The sequence below is a fragment of the Paraburkholderia heleia NBRC 101817 genome (genome assembly GCF_000739775.1).
In the GTDB taxonomy this organism is placed as follows: domain Bacteria; phylum Pseudomonadota; class Gammaproteobacteria; order Burkholderiales; family Burkholderiaceae; genus Paraburkholderia; species Paraburkholderia heleia.
This window is the reverse complement of record NZ_BBJH01000007.1, coordinates 180,876-197,225: the sequence shown is the minus strand read 5'-3', so window position 1 is coordinate 197,225 and position 16,350 is coordinate 180,876. Positions and strand designations below refer to the sequence as shown.

Genomic DNA, 16,350 nt, shown 5'->3' with positions numbered 1-16,350 from the left:
ACAACGGTCGCACTTCGTTACAAACGGGGGTCGCTCTTCACGAGCCGGGGTGATCCTGCCCGATATGAAGGAGTCCGAAGATGAATGAAAGGTCATCGATTCAAGAGGGACAAAGTCAGACCCGTGCAGAAAGCGGGCAAGGTCCAGCGCGTGAAGACATAACACCTTGCACGCGCATCGTGCCCGTGGTGCTGGCAGGCGGTTCCGGTACGCGGTTGTGGCCGATGTCGCGCGAGCATTTCCCCAAGCAGCTAATTGGTGTGGTGGGCCGCGATACGCTTTTGCAGGCAACCGTTCATCGGCTCGACGGCTTTTCGTCAGAATGGCAGGTCGCGAACTCGCCGATTGTTGTATGTGGTGAAGAACACCGCTTCGTGATCGTCGATCAGTTGCGTGCGTGCGGCATGGACGCGCGGCTCGTGGTCGAGCCGGCGCGGCGCGACACGGCTCCAGCGCTCACACTCGGCGCGGCGCTCGCGTGCGCGAACGGCGACGACGCCATTCTCATCGTGATGCCTTCGGACCATGCGATCACCGACCTGGACGCCTTGCAACGCGCGCTCGAATGCGCAGCGCGCCATGCGCAGCGTGGCGCGATCGTCACACTGGGCGTGCCGCCGCGTTCGCCCGAAACGGGGTTTGGTTACATCCGCGTCGGCGAGGCGATTGCCGACGGCGCGCACCGGATCGACGGCTTCGTCGAAAAACCCGCGCCGGAACTCGCAACGCAGTATGTCGCGCAGGGCGGCTACTGGTGGAACAGCGGCATATTCGTGATGCGTGCAAGCGTCTGGCTCGATTCGCTGCGCGCGCTGCAGCCCGACATGCATGCAGCGTGCCTTGCCGCATTCGTCGATGGCCAGCAAGACGGCCCGGTGTTCCGGCCGGCCGCCGATGCCTTCAGGGGCGCCCCGTCCGACTCGATCGATTACGCGGTCATGGAGCGGCTGTCGGCCAGCAACGGGTGGACGCCCGAAGGCGTGGTAGTCGCACTCGATGCGGGCTGGTCCGACCTCGGCTCGTGGGACGCCGTGTGGGCCGCGATGGAAAAAGACGAAGACGGCAACGTCGGACGCGGGCGCGTGGTATTCGAAGGCGCGGTCGCGACTTACGCGCACTCCGACGGCAGGCTCGTGGCTTGCGTAGGTACGTCGAACCTCGTGGTGGTCGAAACCGCCGATGCGGTACTCGTCGCCGACCGCTCGAAAGTGCAGGACGTCAAGGGGCTGGTTGCACGCATCAAGGCGGAGCACGCGCCGGAGGCGGCTTCGCATCGCAAGGTGCAGCGTCCGTGGGGCTTCTACGATTCGATCGATTCGGGCGAGCGCTTTCAGGTCAAGCGCATCGTCGTCACGCCGGGCGCGCGGCTCTCGCTGCAATTGCACCACCATCGCGCCGAGCACTGGACGGTCGTGCGCGGGACTGCGCTTGTCACCCGCGGTGAGGAATCCTTTCTTATGACGGAAAACGAGTCCACTTACATTCCGCTCGGTGTGCGTCACCGGCTGGAAAATCCCGGCAAGGTGCCGCTCGAAATCATCGAGGTGCAGTCGGGAGCGTATCTGGGGGAAGACGACATCGTCCGCCTCGACGATACGTACGGCCGCTGCGGTTGAGGGCAGCGGCACGGCCTGCAGGGAGAGAAAAAAGGGAGAAAGCATGCGCGAGCTACAAAACCTGATGGCGAGAGTGCTCGACGTATCTGCCGTGATGATCGGTGCGAGCGTGGCTTCGGAGATCCGCTTCGAAGATATCGTGCCGCGTGGCGTGAACGAAGCCTTCGTGTTGCTCTCCGCGGCCTTTGCGCTCGTGATCTTTCCGGCGTTCGAGCTTTACCAGTCGTGGCGCGGCCGCTCCAAAGCGTTGCTTGCGGGCCAGGTGTCGCTTGCCTGGCTCGTGGTGCAGGGTTGCGCACTGATCTCGATGTACTCGACGATGCACCATGTCGACGTCGTTTCGCGTCTGTGGTTCGCTTACTGGACTGCACTTGCAGGCGGCCTGCTCATTACGTGGCGATTCCTCGCGCACGGCGTGCTTTCGCACATGCGGCGCGCGGGCATGAATCTTCACCAGGTTGCCATTGCGGGTTCCGCTTCGCAGTGCGACGAGATCTTGCGGCGCATCGATGCGGAGCCGGGCTCCGGTTTTCGCGCGAGCGCGCTCTACAACACGATGCCGCAAACCGCGCGACCCGCGAGCGAGAAAGACGCGCTGGTGTGCGAGACGTTCGAGGCGTTTGCGCAGTACATCCGCGAGCATGACGTGCATGAGTTGTGGCTCGCCCTTTCGCTTGCGGAGGAGCGCATGGTGGTGCGGCTCGTCAGCGAGTTTCGCAACGACCTCGTGAACATCCGCTTCATTCCGGACGTGCGCTCGCTGGCGCTGTTCGACACCAGTACGGTGATCGAGCTGCTCGGCGTGCCGGCGATCAACCTCGTTGCCTCGCCGCTGCCCGCGAGCGCGCAGTTCAAGAAGGCGTTGTTCGATCGTGTGTTCGCAGCGCTTGCGCTCGTGGGCCTCATGCCGCTTCTCTTTGGCATTGCGATTGCGGTGAAGATAACCTCGCCGGGCCCGGTGCTGTTCAGGCAGCGCCGCAAGGGCGCCGATGGCCGCGTGTTCACGATCTACAAGTTCCGCACGATGCGCGAGCATAAGGAGGCGCCCGGCACGGTGAGCCAGGCGACGCGCGACGACCCGCGCGTGACGCGCCTCGGCGCGTTCCTGCGCCGCACGAGCCTCGATGAATTGCCGCAGTTCTACAACGTGCTGCGCGGCGACATGTCGGTGGTCGGCCCGCGTCCGCATGCGCTCGAGCACGACGATCTTTATCAGAGCGTGGTGAAGGGCTACATCCACCGCTATCGCATCAAGCCCGGCATTACGGGCTGGGCGCAGGTCAATGGATTTCGCGGCGAAACCGATCGCCTCGAAAAGATGGAAATGCGCGTCGCGCACGACCTGTATTACCTCGGCCATTGGTCGTTCTGGCTCGACATGCGCATCATCGCGGCCACGATCGTTCACGGGCTGGTCGGCCGCAACGCGTACTGAGCGCCGCGGCGCATTCGGGCAGGCATCACCAGCAAGCAACACCAGGTTTCGGGAGAAGCAAGATGGCGATGAATTATGACGGCGCTTACTACGGCGCAGCAGGCGCCGACGAGCGATACCTAGGCGATTACCTGCAAACGATGGTGGCGAACTGGCGCGCCATCGCGGTCGTGACGCTCGCCGTCACGCTGCTGGGTGCGGCCTATGCATTTCTCGCTACGCCGACCTATCGTGCCGACGTGCTGTTCCACCTCGTCGACAAGGGCGACGCCAGCAAGAAGGACAGCAGCCTGCCGCCGCTCACGGGCATGTTCGACGAGAAGTCGACCGCGAACGGCGTGATCGAAATGCTGAAATCACGCAACGTGACCGAGGAAACGGTACGCAAGCTGCACCTCGATATTTCGGCGCGGCCGCGCGAAATGCCCCTGATCGGCGGCATGCTCTCGGGCATCATGACCGCGCCCTGGGCGCAGCGCCTGCCCGGGTTCCTGCGGCCGTCCGGCTACGCATGGGGCGGCGGCGACATCAAGGTGTCGCGCTTCGACACGCCCGAGGCGATGTATGAGCGCGACTTCACGATCGTTGCCGGCGAAGAGCCCGGCACCTTCACGCTGCGCGACCCCGACGGCATTCCGCTTCTGCAGGGCCGCGTGGGCGAGGACGTGAGCGCCAACACGTCGGTCGGGCCGATCGCGCTGCACGTCGACAGTCTGAGCGGGCCGCCCGGAACGCCTTTCCTGCTCACGCGCGCCTCGACGCTCACCACCGTCGACCGGCTGGAGAATTCGCTGCAGATCCAGGAGGTCGGGCTGCAGTCCGGCGTGATCCGCGCGAGTCTCGAAGGCCACAACAGCAAGATGACGGCCGCGATCCTCAACAACGTGGCACACGAGTTCATCAAGCAGGACATCGCCAGCCGTTCGGCGGAAGCGGAGCACATGCTCGCGTTCCTCGACGACCAGTTGCCGCAATTGCGCTCGCAGGTCGATGCGGCCGAGCAGAAGTACAACAAGTTCCGTAACGAGCACGGTACCGTCGATCTCGGCGAAGAAAGCCGGCTGCTGCTCCAGCAGGTGAGCGACAACAAGATCCGTCTCGAAGATCTGCGGCAGCAACGCGCGGAACTCGCGCAGCGTTTCACGGAGCATCACCCGGCCGTGCAGGCGCTCGACGCGCAGATCGGCACGCTGCAGGCCGCGCAGTCGCAACTCACGCGTAATGTGGCGCAGCTGCCCGATACGGAGCAGTCCGCCGTGCGCCTCTTGCGCGACGTGCATGTGAGCACGCAGCTTTACACGAGCCTCCTGAACAGTGCACAGCAACTGCGTGTGGCGCGCGCGGGCCAGGTGGGCGACGTGCGCGTGGTCGATTTCGCCGAAGCGCCCGATGATCCGGTGCGTCCGAAGAAGCTGCTCGTCATCGCGCTCGCGATCGGCGCCGGGCTCGTGCTGGGCGTGCTTGTCGCGTTCGTGCGCAAGTCGCTGTACGGCGGCGTGGAGCGCCCGGACGAACTCGAAGCCGCGCTTGGCGTGCCGGTCTTCGCCGTGGTGCCGCGCAGCCCGCAGCAACTGCGGCTGCAGCATCACGTGTCGTCGCGCCGGCGCGGGCTGCACGTGCTCGCGCAGCAGAATCCGCAGGACGTCGCGGTGGAAGGCGTGCGCAGCCTGCGCACCTCGCTGCAGCTCACGCTCAACGACGCGCGCAACAACATCGTGATGCTCACGGGCTCGCGGCCCGACATCGGCAAATCGTTCCTCTCGGTCAATCTCGCCGCGCTGGTCGCCTCGGTGAACAAGCGTGTGCTGATCGTCGACGGCGACATGCGGCGCGGCGACGTGCACTCGCACTTCGGCATCGCGCACCAGCCGGGTCTCTCCGACGTGCTGCTCGGCGCCGATCTGAATCAGGCCATCCAGCACGAGGTGCTCCCCGGACTCGATGTGCTCGCCAAGGGCTCGCTGCATTCGCATCCTTCCGAGCTGCTGATGAGTCCGCGCTTCGAGTCGCTGCTCGAAGAACTGGGGGCGCGCTACGACCTCGTGATCGTCGACACGCCGCCGGTGCTCGCGGTGACCGACTCGACGGTGATCGGACGCTATGCGGGCACGACGCTACTCGCGATCCGCCACGGCCGCCACCCGATTTCGGAGCTCGAGGAAACGGTCAAGCGCCTGCGCATCGGCGGCGTGAACCTGCGTGGGGTGCTGCTCACCGACGTGCCGAAGACCGGCGCGTTCATCGGCGGCGGGTATCGCGGCGGGTATTACGGTTACGAAAGCGTTTCAGGGTAGCAGCAGGTTGACAGCAGATCTGCGGCTGGCCCGGGGGGCCGCTGCGGTTAGTGGAACCACCGAATCCCATTTCGCTCACGCGAGGAGAGAACGATGGCGAAGGCTCGCAAGGTTGCGTTGATCACCGGTATCACCGGCCAGGACGGTTCGTATCTGGCAGAACTGCTATTGAACAAAGGCTACGAAGTGCACGGCATCAAGCGGCGCTCGTCGCTCTTCAACACGGACCGCATCGATCACCTGTATCGCGACGTGCACGACCCGGAACCCGGCATCCACCTGCATCACGGCGAGCTGACCGATTCCACGGCCCTGTTGCGCGTGATCCAGCGCGTTGCACCCGATGAAATCTACAACCTCGCCGCGCAAAGTCACGTCGCGGTGTCGTTCGAGGAACCCGAGTACACCGCGAACGCCGATGGCCTTGGCACGCTGCGCATTCTGGAGGCGATCCGCATTCTCGGCCTCACGCAGAAAACGCGCTTTTATCAGGCCTCGACCTCCGAACTGTACGGCCTCGTGCAGGAAGTGCCGCAGCGTGAAACCACGCCGTTCTACCCGCGCAGTCCCTATGCCGTGGCGAAGCTGTTCGCGTACTGGACGACGGTCAATTACCGCGAGGCGCATGGCATCTACGCGTGCAACGGCATCCTGTTCAATCACGAGTCGCCGCAGCGCGGCGAGACGTTCGTTACGCGCAAGATCACGCGCGCCATCGCACGCATCGCGGTTGGCCTGCAGAAGATGCTGTATCTCGGCAATCTCTCTGCCATGCGCGACTGGGGCCACGCGCGCGATTACGTCGACATGCAATGGCGCATGCTCCAGCAAGACGAGCCCGAAGACTTCGTGATCGCAACCGGGGTGCAGTACAGCGTGCGCGACTTCGTGCGTGCGGCGGCCGAGGAACTGGGCATCACCGTGCGTTTCGAGGGCAGCGGTGTGGACGAAGTCGGCGTTGTCGAGCATGTGGCCTCGCGCGACATGCGGATCGAACCGGGCGACGTGATCGTGCGCGTGGATCCGCGATACTTCCGCCCGACCGAGGTCGAGACGCTGCTCGGCGACGCCTCGAAGGCCCAGGAGAAGCTGGGCTGGAAGCCGGTTACCACGTTTCAGGCACTCGTCAAGGAAATGGTGCGCGCCGACTATCAGGCTGCCCGGTGCGATGCGCTCGTCAAACTGGCCGGATTCAAAGCTCTCGAACACCACGAGTGAACGCATGGACAAGAACTCCCGAATCTTCGTGGCCGGCCACCGGGGCATGGTGGGCTCGGCGCTCGTGCGCGCGTTGCAGGCGAACGGCTACTGGAACCTTGTCGTGCGCACCCATGCCGAACTGGACCTCACCGACCAGGCCGCGGTCAACCGCTTTTTCGAAGGCGAGCACATCGACGCGGTGCTGCTCGCGGCCGCGCGCGTGGGCGGCATCCTCGCGAATTCGACGCAGCCCGCACAGTTCGCCTGGGATAACCTGGCAATCGAGACCAACGTGATCCGGGCCTCGTACAACGCGGGCGTGCAGCGTCTCGTGTTTTTCGGCTCGTCGTGCATTTATCCGCGCGAATGCCCGCAGCCGATCCGCGAAACCTATCTGCTCACCTCGCCGCTCGAGCCGACCAACGAGGCCTACGCGATCGCGAAGATCGCGGGCCTGAAGCTCTGCGAAGCATACAACCGCCAGTACGGCACGCATTTCGTCTCGCTCATGCCGACCAACCTGTACGGCCCCAACGACAACTACGACCTCGGCAGCAGCCATGTGCTGCCCGCGCTGATCCGCAAGGCGCACGAGGCGCGCAGCAACGGCCGGCACACGCTGACCGTCTGGGGGTCGGGCAGGCCGCGCCGCGAGTTCCTGCACGTCGACGATCTCGCCGATGCAACGATCTTCGTGCTCGAGCACGAGACCGGCGACGGCGTGTACAACGTCGGCGTCGGCGAGGATCTCTCGATCCGCGACCTCGCGCAGCGCGTGTGCGACGTCGTGGGCTTCGAAGGCGAACTGGTGTTCGACTCGACCAAGCCCGACGGCACGCCGCGCAAGCTGCTCGACGTGTCGCGCCTGGGCGATCTGGGCTGGCACGCGCACATCGGCCTCCAGGAGGGGCTCGCCCGCACCTACGACGATTTTCTTCAAACCCATGCCGCGCCGGCGTACGAGGCGGGCATGCGGGCTTGACGGGGTTTGACGGGACCGATTGCCTGCAAACGATCGGCTCAAAAGGACGAAAGGCAAACGTCGTCTGGTTGGTGGTGGGCGTCGTGCGCGGACCGGATGCACGACGCCCGCTTTTTTTTCTCCCGGCGCGCGAGATGACTAAAAGCGTCACACAGCAGTTCAGGGACGGAAGCCACGCAATGAGAATCCTGATCTACGGACTGAATTACGCGCCCGAAGTCACAGGCGTGGGCAAATACACAGCCGAAATGGCAGAACTGCTCGCGGCGCACGGCCACGAGGTGCGCGTGATCTGCGCGCCGCCTTATTACCCGCAATGGCGCGTGCATGAAGGCTATCGCGCGGGACGCTACCAACGAGAAACGTTGCGCGGCGTGGGCGTCTGGCGTGCGCCGCTGTGGGTGCCTGCACAGCAGGGCGGCTTCAAGCGCATCGTGCATCTGGCGAGCTTCGCGCTCTCGTCGCTGCCGCTTCTCGCACGGCTCGCGGCGTGGCGGCCCCAAGCCGTCATGCTGATCGTGCCGACGCTCTTGTGCGCGCCCGGTGCGCTCATGCTCGCGCGCGCCGTCGGCGCGCGCAGCTGGCTGCATATTCAGGACTTCGAAGTCGATGCAGCGTTCGATCTGGGGCTTCTGCGCGGTGGCCAGGGGTCGCGTCTCGGGCGCGTGGCCCTCGCGGGAGAACGCTGGCTGCTGCGGCGCTTCGACGTCGTCTCGTCGATCTCGGCGCGCATGGTCGAGCGCGCCATCGACAAGGGTGTGGACGCCTCGCGCACCGTGTGCCTGCCGAACTGGGTCGATACCCGGGCGATCTTTCCGCTGCCGTATCCGGGCGCGTTCCGGCGGCGTCTCGGCATCCCGGAGGACAACACCGTCGTGCTCTATGCGGGGAACATGGGGGCGAAGCAGGGCATCGAAATTCTCGCGGACGTCGCAACAGCGCTCGCCGCGCGGCCCGATATCAGCTTCGTGTTCTGCGGCGACGGCGCGGCCAGGCGGGAGCTGATGGCGCGTTGCGAGCCGCTCTCGAACTGTCACGTGCTGCCGGTGCAGCCGTCTTCGATGCTCAACGAGCTGCTGAACGTGGCCGACATCCACGTGCTGCCGCAGCGCGCCGACGCCGCCGATCTCGTGATGCCCTCCAAGCTCACCGGCATGCTCGCGAGCGGCCGCGCGGTGCTTGCCATGGCGCGGCCCGGCACGAGTCTCTTCGACGTGGTCTCGGACCACGGGATCGTGGTACCGCCCGAAGACAGCGAAGCGCTCGCTGCAGCGATCGTCGAACTGGCTGGCGACCCCGCGCGCCGCGCCGAACTTGGCCGTGCCGCGCGGCGCTACGCGAAGCGCATGCTGTCACCGCAAGCGATCTTCGGCGTGCTCGAGGCGAGGCTTGCCGGGCTCGCGGGCGAGGCTGCCGAGCCGGCGGGCCAGATGCAAGCTGGGCCGCAGACTGCCGCAAGCGGCGCTGTTTCGGCGCAGCAATCCGTGCCGCGCGCGGGTAAGGGCGGATCGACGTTGCCGGAGGTCGAGCAGTCCGATGTGTGATCGACGGCGCTTAAGGCCGCTTATCGCCGCTTATGGCTTTGTGCGCCCTTCGGCCGCCGCTAGCAGAACTTACCAGGGCGATTTGTAGAGTTCGGCGTTGGACTGGTCCGGCGAGCCGTAGGGGCTGGCATACGGATTGCCATAGACCTGGGCGGTCGGGGACGTTGCGCTCGCGCCATAGTCGTACCCGGCGGCGGCCGACCGATGGGCCCCCGCAGGAGTACCTGCCGAATTCCTCGCTACCGCGTTGCCTGCGCGAGACCTGCCGTTCGAACCGATCCTGCCGCTCGTGCCGCTTCTTCCCGAAGCGCCGCTTCTGTCGTTCCCCCTGCCGCCGTTGGCGGCCGCCGCACTTGCTGCGTAATCCCCAGGCGTCACGACGTGCATATGCTTTTCGTTCGTGAGTGCGTCTTCCGCGTCGTCTGGAGAGGCGCCGTCGCTGTTGTATGGCGTCACGCTGTATGGGCTGCCCGACGACATGCGCGGGCCGCCTAGCAGGCGCTGTTCGTCGGATTGCTGGCGCTGCGCGGGGCTGGCGGGGGTATCGCCCTGGCTACTCTGGGCACTCGCGGCAGTGGGGGAGCTATCGGTGGCGGCGCCGTACGGGGCGTTCTGCGCAAACACTGCGCACGGCCACGCGGCCTGCAGCGCGGCGGCGATTCCATACGGCACAAGCTGACGACGATAAAAACTGGACATGGCATGGATCCCGCGTGCCGCGAACGATGCGGCGTCAAGCCTTCATGTTGCCCACCGCGCGTCGCGCCGCTGCGCCAAAACCCCTGCCGTGTCGGCCACGCGTGCGAGGCAAAGCGGTGGCGGCCCGATAATGAAATCGTGGCTTGATGCGTCCCGTGGTGCGTCCCGTGGTGCGGGCCGCCAGGCTTGCAACTCGCGGGCGGCCACCAGGGAACCGACCCGGATGGGCAAGGAGCGTTCATGACGGAAGCGGTCGAAGGGATAGGGACCCTCAAAGGGAGCGCCGGCGCGGCCGGGCGCGGGGAGGGGGCGGGTGAAGCGCCGCCCGCGGGCGGCGTGCCGCCACACGCCGCCCATGACGCACGAGCCGCGGAAATCCGCGTGATCGATTTGAGCCGTGCCGGCAAGGGCAACTACGTCGCGCGCCGCGGCAAGCTCGTGCAGGCCGCGTGGTATCTGGTCGAGGCCTGCGTGCTCGACAATCGTCTGCTGCCGCTCTCCGCGCTGCGCGTGGGCTTGCTGCGCCTGTTCGGCGCGAAAGTCGGCGAGGGTTGCCGCCTCGTGCACCCCATGCGCGTGAAGGCGCCGTGGAATCTGGAAATGGGCGACAACTGCTGGATCGGCGTCGACGTCTGGATCTACAACCAGGCGCCTATCCGCATCGGCTCGAACGTCTGCCTTTCGCAGGGCGCGTTTCTCAGCGCCGGCTCGCACGACATGCGCACGAACATGGACCTGCACGTCGCGCCGATCGTAATCGAGGACGGTGCGTGGGTCTCGTCGAAATGCGTGGTGCAGATGGGCGTGACGATCGGGCGCTCGGCAGTCGTCACGCCGCTCTCGGTCGTGCATCGCTCGCTGGAAGCCGGCGGCGTGTATGGCGGCAATCCGTGCCGCTTTATCCGCTGGCGCTTCGAGGAAAGCAAGCCGCCCAGGGCATAAGGCGGCGCCAGGCCCGCTCGTGTCGAGCAGGTTCGCTCAGCGCAGGAGCAGGTCCTCGGGCCTGCTCCTGTCCTGTTCAGGCGCAGGCCAGAAGGCCTGCTCCCGCCCGGACGAACGCCACCGGCTAGTATCCGCCGTAACCCACTGCGCGGCCCGCTGCGGCCGCCTGCGTGCTCGGCAGGATCAGGTTGATGACGCGGCTCCACTTCACGAGCGCCGACGCATCGACGAACACGACATCGTTCGGCTTCAGGTCGAACTCGTCCGCCGTGGCCATGGCTTCCGGGGAAGAGGCGTCGAGGTGGAAGACCGTGCGGTGGCCTTCCTTCTGCCCGCGCACCACGTACACCTGCGAAGCGTCGCCCGACCCCTGGCTGATGCCGCCGGCGTTGCCCAGCGCGTCGTTCAGCGAGAGGTGGCCGTTATCGAACGGCAAGGGCCCCGGATGCCCGACTTCGCCCAGCACGAACACGCGGCTTTCGTTGGCCGAATACACGCGCACGAGGTCGCCGTTCTGCAACAGGATCTTGTCCGGGTTCACTCCTTTTTTGATCATGTCGGGAATGTTCACCAGGATCGTCTTGTCGCCGCGCGTGACGCTGACCCGCGAGCGGTCGCCCGCCGCCGTGAAGCCGCCCGCCCGGTTGATCGCCTCGGGCAGCGACATCGTCATGTCGTTGAGCACCATGAGCCCGGGCGTGCGCACTTCGCCGTCTACGTACACGCGCCGGCTGCGGTACGACTCGATGCGCAGCGTCACCTGGGGTTTGTTCAGGTAGTAGGCGAGCTTGTTCGCCACGAGGTCGCGGGCCTGCATCTCGGTGAGCCCGGCCACGTGGATCGGACCCACGTAAGCCACCTGGATCGCACCCGACGAGTCGACGGTATAGCCCGACTGCACCTGGCTCGCGCTCTGGTCCTGTTGCCCGTTGCTGCCGCTGCTGCCGTTGGTCGGCAGATTCATCTCGGGGTGGTCCCACACGACGATGCTCAGCACGTCGCCGGGCCCGAGCGTGTACGGCTTGGGCGTGCCGAACAGCGTCTCGACATTGGCCGGGATGGTCGTCGATCTCGCCGCCGCTTCCTTCGCGACGAGCTCGTTGTTGATCTCGACGAGCGCGCCCGGTGGCGGTTGATCGCCCTTCGCGCCCGACGAGCGCGCGGCGTCGGTCGCGGCCTTCGCCTCGGTGACACTCGATGGCGCCTGCATGCCGGGCGAGAGCGCGCAGCCTGCAAGCAGGGCCGCGGCCGTCACCATGGTTGCCATCGCCGCCAGGGCCGCCCGTGCGCGGCCCGCCGATATTCTGCGCAAACTGCGCGCGCTCTGCAGCGCCGTTACGTCGGCGGTCTCGCCGCCGGAACAATCAGGTGTGCTGTTTAACATAGCCTTGCCCCCTTGCTAACAGGATTCGCACATCGCCACGAAAGTGCAACGCGGGCTCATCGTTCGACTCGTTATGACGCTTCAGCTGCGTTGCTTCGTCACCCCTGCCAATCCCCACCATTTCCGCTATCTGATGCCGCTTCTTTCGCTTATTCGGTTTGCTCCACGGGCTCGCCCTGCGCCACGGCGCTCATCGGGCGCCCTCGGCGAAATCGCGCGCCAGCGTGCAACGGATGTTCCTGCAACAAGCCCAGCAGCGATTGCACCATGCCGTCCATCGCGAAGCGCGCGTCGAACGTGCGCCGCGCCTGGGCGCGCATCGCGTCGCGCGCGCGCTCATCGAGTGCCCGCCATGAGGCGAAGTTGCGCTGCGTGCCGGCGACCGTGTCGGGCGCAACGAGCCCAGCGCCGTCCTCATCGATTTCGCGCCAGACGCCCACCTTGTCCGAGACCAGAGCGGGCAGCCCGCAAGCCAGCGCCTCCGCCACGGAAACGCCGAAGTTCTCCTGGTGCGACGGCAGCACGAACACGTCGCTGGCAAAAAACGCGCCCCACTTCAGGTTGCCCTGCAGCATGCCCGGCCAGCTGATACGGTGCGTAATGCCGTGCGACTGCGCCATCGCCTGCAGCGCGGGTTGCCAGTTGCTCTGGTCGGGGCCTGCCATCACCAGGTGTGCATCCGGCGTTTCGCGCGCATGTTCGGCGAACGCATGAACCAGCACGTCGCAGCCCTTTTTCGGATGCAGACGCCCGAGAAACAGCACGATGCGCTTGTTGCGCAAATGCGGCGACTCCTGCAGGAAGGCTTCGCGCAAGGTGTCCGGGTCCTCGCGAGGCGCATTGGTGCCGAATGGCACGACGTGCTCGTTGGCGCGGTACAGCCAGAACGATTCGCGCGCGAGCAGGCGTTCTTCGTCGGTCGTGAAGATCACGGCGGCCGCGTCGCGCAGCACGCGGAAATCGGCCCACGGCCAGTACGCCCATTTCTTCAGATGCTTGACCGGATAGGTGGCCTTGAACCACGGGTCGAGCATGCCGTGCGTGTACACGTAGTACGGCACCTGGGCGCGGCGCAGCGCGCGCCACGCGCCGAAGCCGTGGTATTGCCAGAGCCCGTGCACGAGCGCCGCGTCGAAGCGCCTCGCGTTCGCGCGCAGCCACGGCACGTAGCCGGGGCTGTATCCGTAGTGTCCGCGGCCCGGGCCCAGGGCGTGAAGCGGCAGCGGGAATTCGCGCACATAAGGCGCGTCGATCGGGTCGAGCGACGCCACTTCGATCTGGTGATCGAGCGCCGTCATCGCGAGACCGCTCTGACGAACGCCCTCAATCGGGCCGCCCGAGCGCGGGTCGACCGTGGACACGAGGTGCAGGATTTTCATCGGGGCTCCGGAGTCGCATACGTGTTGAGCGGCACCGGCGCCGCCGTGGGCGCCGTGGGTCGGAAGGCGGGCTCGCGCCCGTAGGTCGGGTGCAGGCGCTGGCGCTTGCGTTGCAGGTCGATGCGGTAATGAAGCTGCGAATACAACGCGACGATCAGGCCGAGCGCGATGCCGTACACGAGGCCCGAGAAACGCGTGCCGAGCGGATTGCCGCCGATCGAGGCACCCGGCAACGCCGCGAGCACGAGCAGCGCCATGCTGAGCGGCATGAGCATCGGGTGACGCGGCGCAATGCGGCGCCAGCGTCTGAATGCGCGGCCCGCGACGATGAGCGCGACGATCACCGCGAGCGGCATGCAGCCCCCGAACACGATGCCTTCGGCGTAGAGCTGGTACACCCAGAAGTTGTGGCCCGCCACCCAGTCGCTGGTATTGAAGTAGTCGTCCTTGCTGAACGTCTGGTTCACGTACTGGTAATAGATGGGCGAATAGCGGTAGAGGTGGCCATAACCCTTGCCGAACAGGACCGATTCCACCGATTCGGTGACCTGGTCGTACTGGTCGCGCATCTCTGCGATACGCGTGACCGTGGTCGGGTCGCGGTCGGACTCCGCGTTCTGCGCGGCCGTCACGCGCTGTGTCCAGTGTTCCGTGATCGACGGGAAGAGCCACGCCGTTCCCACGCCCAGCGCGACAACGAAGGAAAGCGCGATACCCGTGCGGAAAAACGATTTGATCAGATGACTGAGCGAGGGCGAAGCGAGCCACGCCGCAAACATGGCGAGCAGGATGGTCGCGATCAGCAGGCTGCGCGTGACGCTCAGCAATTCGACGACGAGCGTGGCGAGGAACACGAGTACCATCGTCGTGTTGAAGCGCCGGGCGACGATGAACTGGTGCAGCAGCATGGCCTGCAGCGCGAGCATGGTCGGCGAGACGATGCGAAAACGGATGTCGGCGAGCGGCCCGCCGACTGCCAGCAAGCCGAAGAAGAACGTGAACACGAGGCCCAGCACGTTCGCATAATAGAGCGCGCGCTGCAGCTGCACGACGCGAATGATGTGCCACGGGCGGCACGTGGCCCAGTAGCCGAGCGCGAACAGCAGGAACGGCAGGATGACGCGCAGGTATTGGCCAAGCGGGTTGTGCTGCAGCATCTGCGCAATGAGACTGCCGACGAGGCTTGCCACGATCGCGCCCGTCACGAACGAGCGCAGCCGCGTCGGACGCGCGAAGCGCGGGCCGATCATCGCGAGAATAAGCGCGCCTGTCAGGGCCGGAATGACGGCCAGCCATTGCGCGCTGTGGCCGAACTGGGAGTCCGGTGCCTTGTAGTCGAAAGCGAGAGGCACGAGGCACACCCATAGCCATAGTGCAGCATGTTTGTTTCGCATCGGCGTTTCTCCCGGTGCGGTGCGTAGGGTCGCGTACGTTGCGCAAGATACATGCGCGCCGCACGCGTTGGCTCGACTCAATATAAAACGCCGCAAGCGGCTTGCGCATGCGCGTGGCGGGAAGCGGCAGGGTTGTGGCGGCAGGAAAAAAATTCTGGTCTGGCGTGTGGTTTCGCCCACACACCTGGCCGAGAACGGCGGAAACTTGGCGCACGCTGCACGGCGCCTGCGTTCATGATGAGGCCGGCAGGAGTAAATTTTTCATCGTCTGCCTTGCGCAAGAATCCGGCATGGACGCAAGCGAGGAAAGGTCATGAAGTTACTACACGGAGTGAGACTGTCGACGAAAGGGCGCTCCGTCGAGCTCGACTTCGTGCGTGGCATCGCGATCTTTGTCGTGATGGGCTATCACTTCCACACGGTGCGCACGGGCCATCCCTGGGTCAGCGTGCTCGAGTACCCGCTGAAAAGCTTCGGCCACGAAGGCGTGAATCTTTTCTTCACACTAAGCGGTTTTCTGGTGGGCGGGCTGCTGCTGCGCCAATATTCGCAAACGGGCCGCATCGGTGCACGCCGCTTCATCGTGCGGCGGATCTTCAAGATCTGGCCCGCGTACTACGCGCTGATTTTTTTTCACCTGCTTGCCGGCCGCCATCGGCCCGATACGTTCCTCTGGCAGAATCTCACGCACATGCAGAATTACTTCGGCACCTCCATTGCGCAAACGTGGAGCCTCGCTGTCGAAGAGCACTTCTATCTGTTCCTGCCCGCGCTCCTGATCGTGCTCGCACATTTCCGGCTGCGCGCGAATGCGCTGATCGCCGTCATGGCCGGCCTCTGCGTGGTCGTCCTGAGCGCGCGGTGCATCGCGGTATCGCACGGCGACCTCGTCGGGGCGTTCAACTACACGCAGTACCGCATGGACAGCCTGCTCATCGGCGTCATCCTCGCGACCGTCTACTGGATGAAGCCCGATCTCTGGCGCACCCTCGTCGCCAGGAAGCGCTGGCTGTTCGGCGTCGTGGGGCTGCTTCTCGCCTGGCTCATCTTCGCGACGCCCGACGTGGCGCTGGACGAAAGCATCGGCTACACGATCCAGGCCGTCGGCTTTTGCGCGCTCATCATGCTCGTGCTCGAACATTCGGGCAGATTTCGCACGACGTGGGTCTATCGCGGGCTCGCGTGGCTCGGCGTGTACTCGTACGGCATCTACCTCTGGCATTCGCTCGCGCTCGCGCCCGGCGACTATCTGATCCACAAGGCGAGCGCGTTCGGGGTGCCGCCCCTCGCCGCCTGGCCCGTCGTGATCGTCGCGCAGTTCTTCATCGCCTCGGTGCTGGGCTATCTCACCACGCGTGCCGTCGAGTTCCCGTTCCTGCGCCTGCGCGACGCGATGTTCCCCGACATGCGCGCAGCCGTCCCTGCCGAGCGGCCCAACACGGGCGCGGCGGACAACAAGGTCGAAGGCGTTGCGTGATCCG

The 16,350-nt window shown here is 65.6% G+C and carries 12 protein-coding genes; 8 read left to right on the top strand and 4 right to left on the bottom strand.

What is annotated here, in order from left to right:
- The first annotated feature begins 80 nt into the window (after nt 1–80).
- The 6 genes from BHE01S_RS08120 to BHE01S_RS08095 all read left to right on the top strand — a co-directional run bounded on the left by BHE01S_RS08120 (nt 81) and on the right by BHE01S_RS08095 (nt 9,071).
- Complete coding sequence (locus tag BHE01S_RS08120) at nt 81–1,616, top strand: mannose-1-phosphate guanylyltransferase/mannose-6-phosphate isomerase (RefSeq protein WP_084068661.1); 1,536 nt, start codon at nt 81–83, stop codon at nt 1,614–1,616.
- A gap of 43 nt (nt 1,617–1,659) precedes the next feature.
- Nucleotides 1,660–3,051 carry an undecaprenyl-phosphate glucose phosphotransferase gene (locus BHE01S_RS08115; protein WP_042262448.1) on the top strand — a complete coding sequence of 464 codons (1,392 nt, stop codon included), beginning with the start codon at nt 1,660–1,662 and terminating at the stop codon, nt 3,049–3,051.
- Nucleotides 3,052–3,113: 62 nt separating this feature from the next.
- Nucleotides 3,114–5,345 carry a polysaccharide biosynthesis tyrosine autokinase gene (locus BHE01S_RS08110; protein ID WP_042262447.1) on the top strand — a complete coding sequence of 744 codons (2,232 nt, stop codon included), beginning with the start codon at nt 3,114–3,116 and terminating at the stop codon, nt 5,343–5,345.
- A 93-nt stretch (nt 5,346–5,438) separates the two neighbouring features.
- Nucleotides 5,439–6,563: a GDP-mannose 4,6-dehydratase gene (gene gmd / locus BHE01S_RS08105; RefSeq protein ID WP_042262445.1), complete on the top strand. Its 1,125-nt coding sequence runs from the start codon at nt 5,439–5,441 to the stop codon at nt 6,561–6,563.
- Nucleotides 6,564–6,567: 4 nt separating this feature from the next.
- The gene (locus BHE01S_RS08100) at nt 6,568–7,527 is read left to right on the top strand and encodes a GDP-L-fucose synthase family protein (protein WP_042262443.1); all 960 of its coding nucleotides are present in this window, start codon (nt 6,568–6,570) and stop codon (nt 7,525–7,527) included.
- Nucleotides 7,528–7,706: 179 nt separating this feature from the next.
- Nucleotides 7,707–9,071 (top strand): glycosyltransferase WbuB, encoded by a 1,365-nt coding sequence (locus tag BHE01S_RS08095; protein WP_042262440.1) that lies wholly within the window; start codon nt 7,707–7,709, stop codon nt 9,069–9,071.
- Between the two features lie 69 nt (nt 9,072–9,140).
- Here BHE01S_RS08095 and BHE01S_RS08090 read toward each other — a convergent pair whose 3' ends face one another.
- Nucleotides 9,141–9,770 (bottom strand): hypothetical protein, encoded by a 630-nt coding sequence (locus BHE01S_RS08090; RefSeq protein WP_042262438.1) that lies wholly within the window; start codon nt 9,768–9,770, stop codon nt 9,141–9,143.
- A gap of 240 nt (nt 9,771–10,010) precedes the next feature.
- On the opposite strand from BHE01S_RS08090, the gene BHE01S_RS08085 reads away from it, so the two are divergent.
- On the top strand, nt 10,011–10,712 hold the full coding sequence (locus BHE01S_RS08085) for a DapH/DapD/GlmU-related protein (RefSeq protein WP_245639672.1): 702 nt from the start codon (nt 10,011–10,013) through the stop codon (nt 10,710–10,712).
- A 124-nt stretch (nt 10,713–10,836) separates the two neighbouring features.
- On the opposite strand, the gene BHE01S_RS08080 is transcribed toward BHE01S_RS08085, so the two are convergent.
- From BHE01S_RS08080 to BHE01S_RS08070, 3 genes are all read right to left on the bottom strand, one after another.
- The gene (locus tag BHE01S_RS08080; protein WP_157025221.1) at nt 10,837–11,979 is read right to left on the bottom strand and encodes a polysaccharide biosynthesis/export family protein; all 1,143 of its coding nucleotides are present in this window, start codon (nt 11,977–11,979) and stop codon (nt 10,837–10,839) included.
- 266 nt (nt 11,980–12,245) lie between these two features.
- The gene (locus BHE01S_RS08075) at nt 12,246–13,475 is read right to left on the bottom strand and encodes a glycosyltransferase (protein ID WP_174479494.1); all 1,230 of its coding nucleotides are present in this window, start codon (nt 13,473–13,475) and stop codon (nt 12,246–12,248) included.
- Nucleotides 13,472–14,869, bottom strand: coding sequence for a sulfite exporter TauE/SafE family protein (locus BHE01S_RS08070; protein ID WP_084068659.1), 1,398 nt, complete (start codon nt 14,867–14,869; stop codon nt 13,472–13,474). Before BHE01S_RS08070 ends, BHE01S_RS08075 begins: the two co-directional genes overlap by 4 nt.
- Before the next feature lie 313 nt (nt 14,870–15,182).
- Here BHE01S_RS08070 and BHE01S_RS08065 point away from each other — a divergent pair, with 313 nt between their 5' ends.
- On the top strand, nt 15,183–16,346 hold the full coding sequence (locus tag BHE01S_RS08065) for an acyltransferase family protein (RefSeq protein WP_042262436.1): 1,164 nt from the start codon (nt 15,183–15,185) through the stop codon (nt 16,344–16,346).
- The last annotated feature ends 4 nt before the right edge of the window (nt 16,347–16,350 follow it).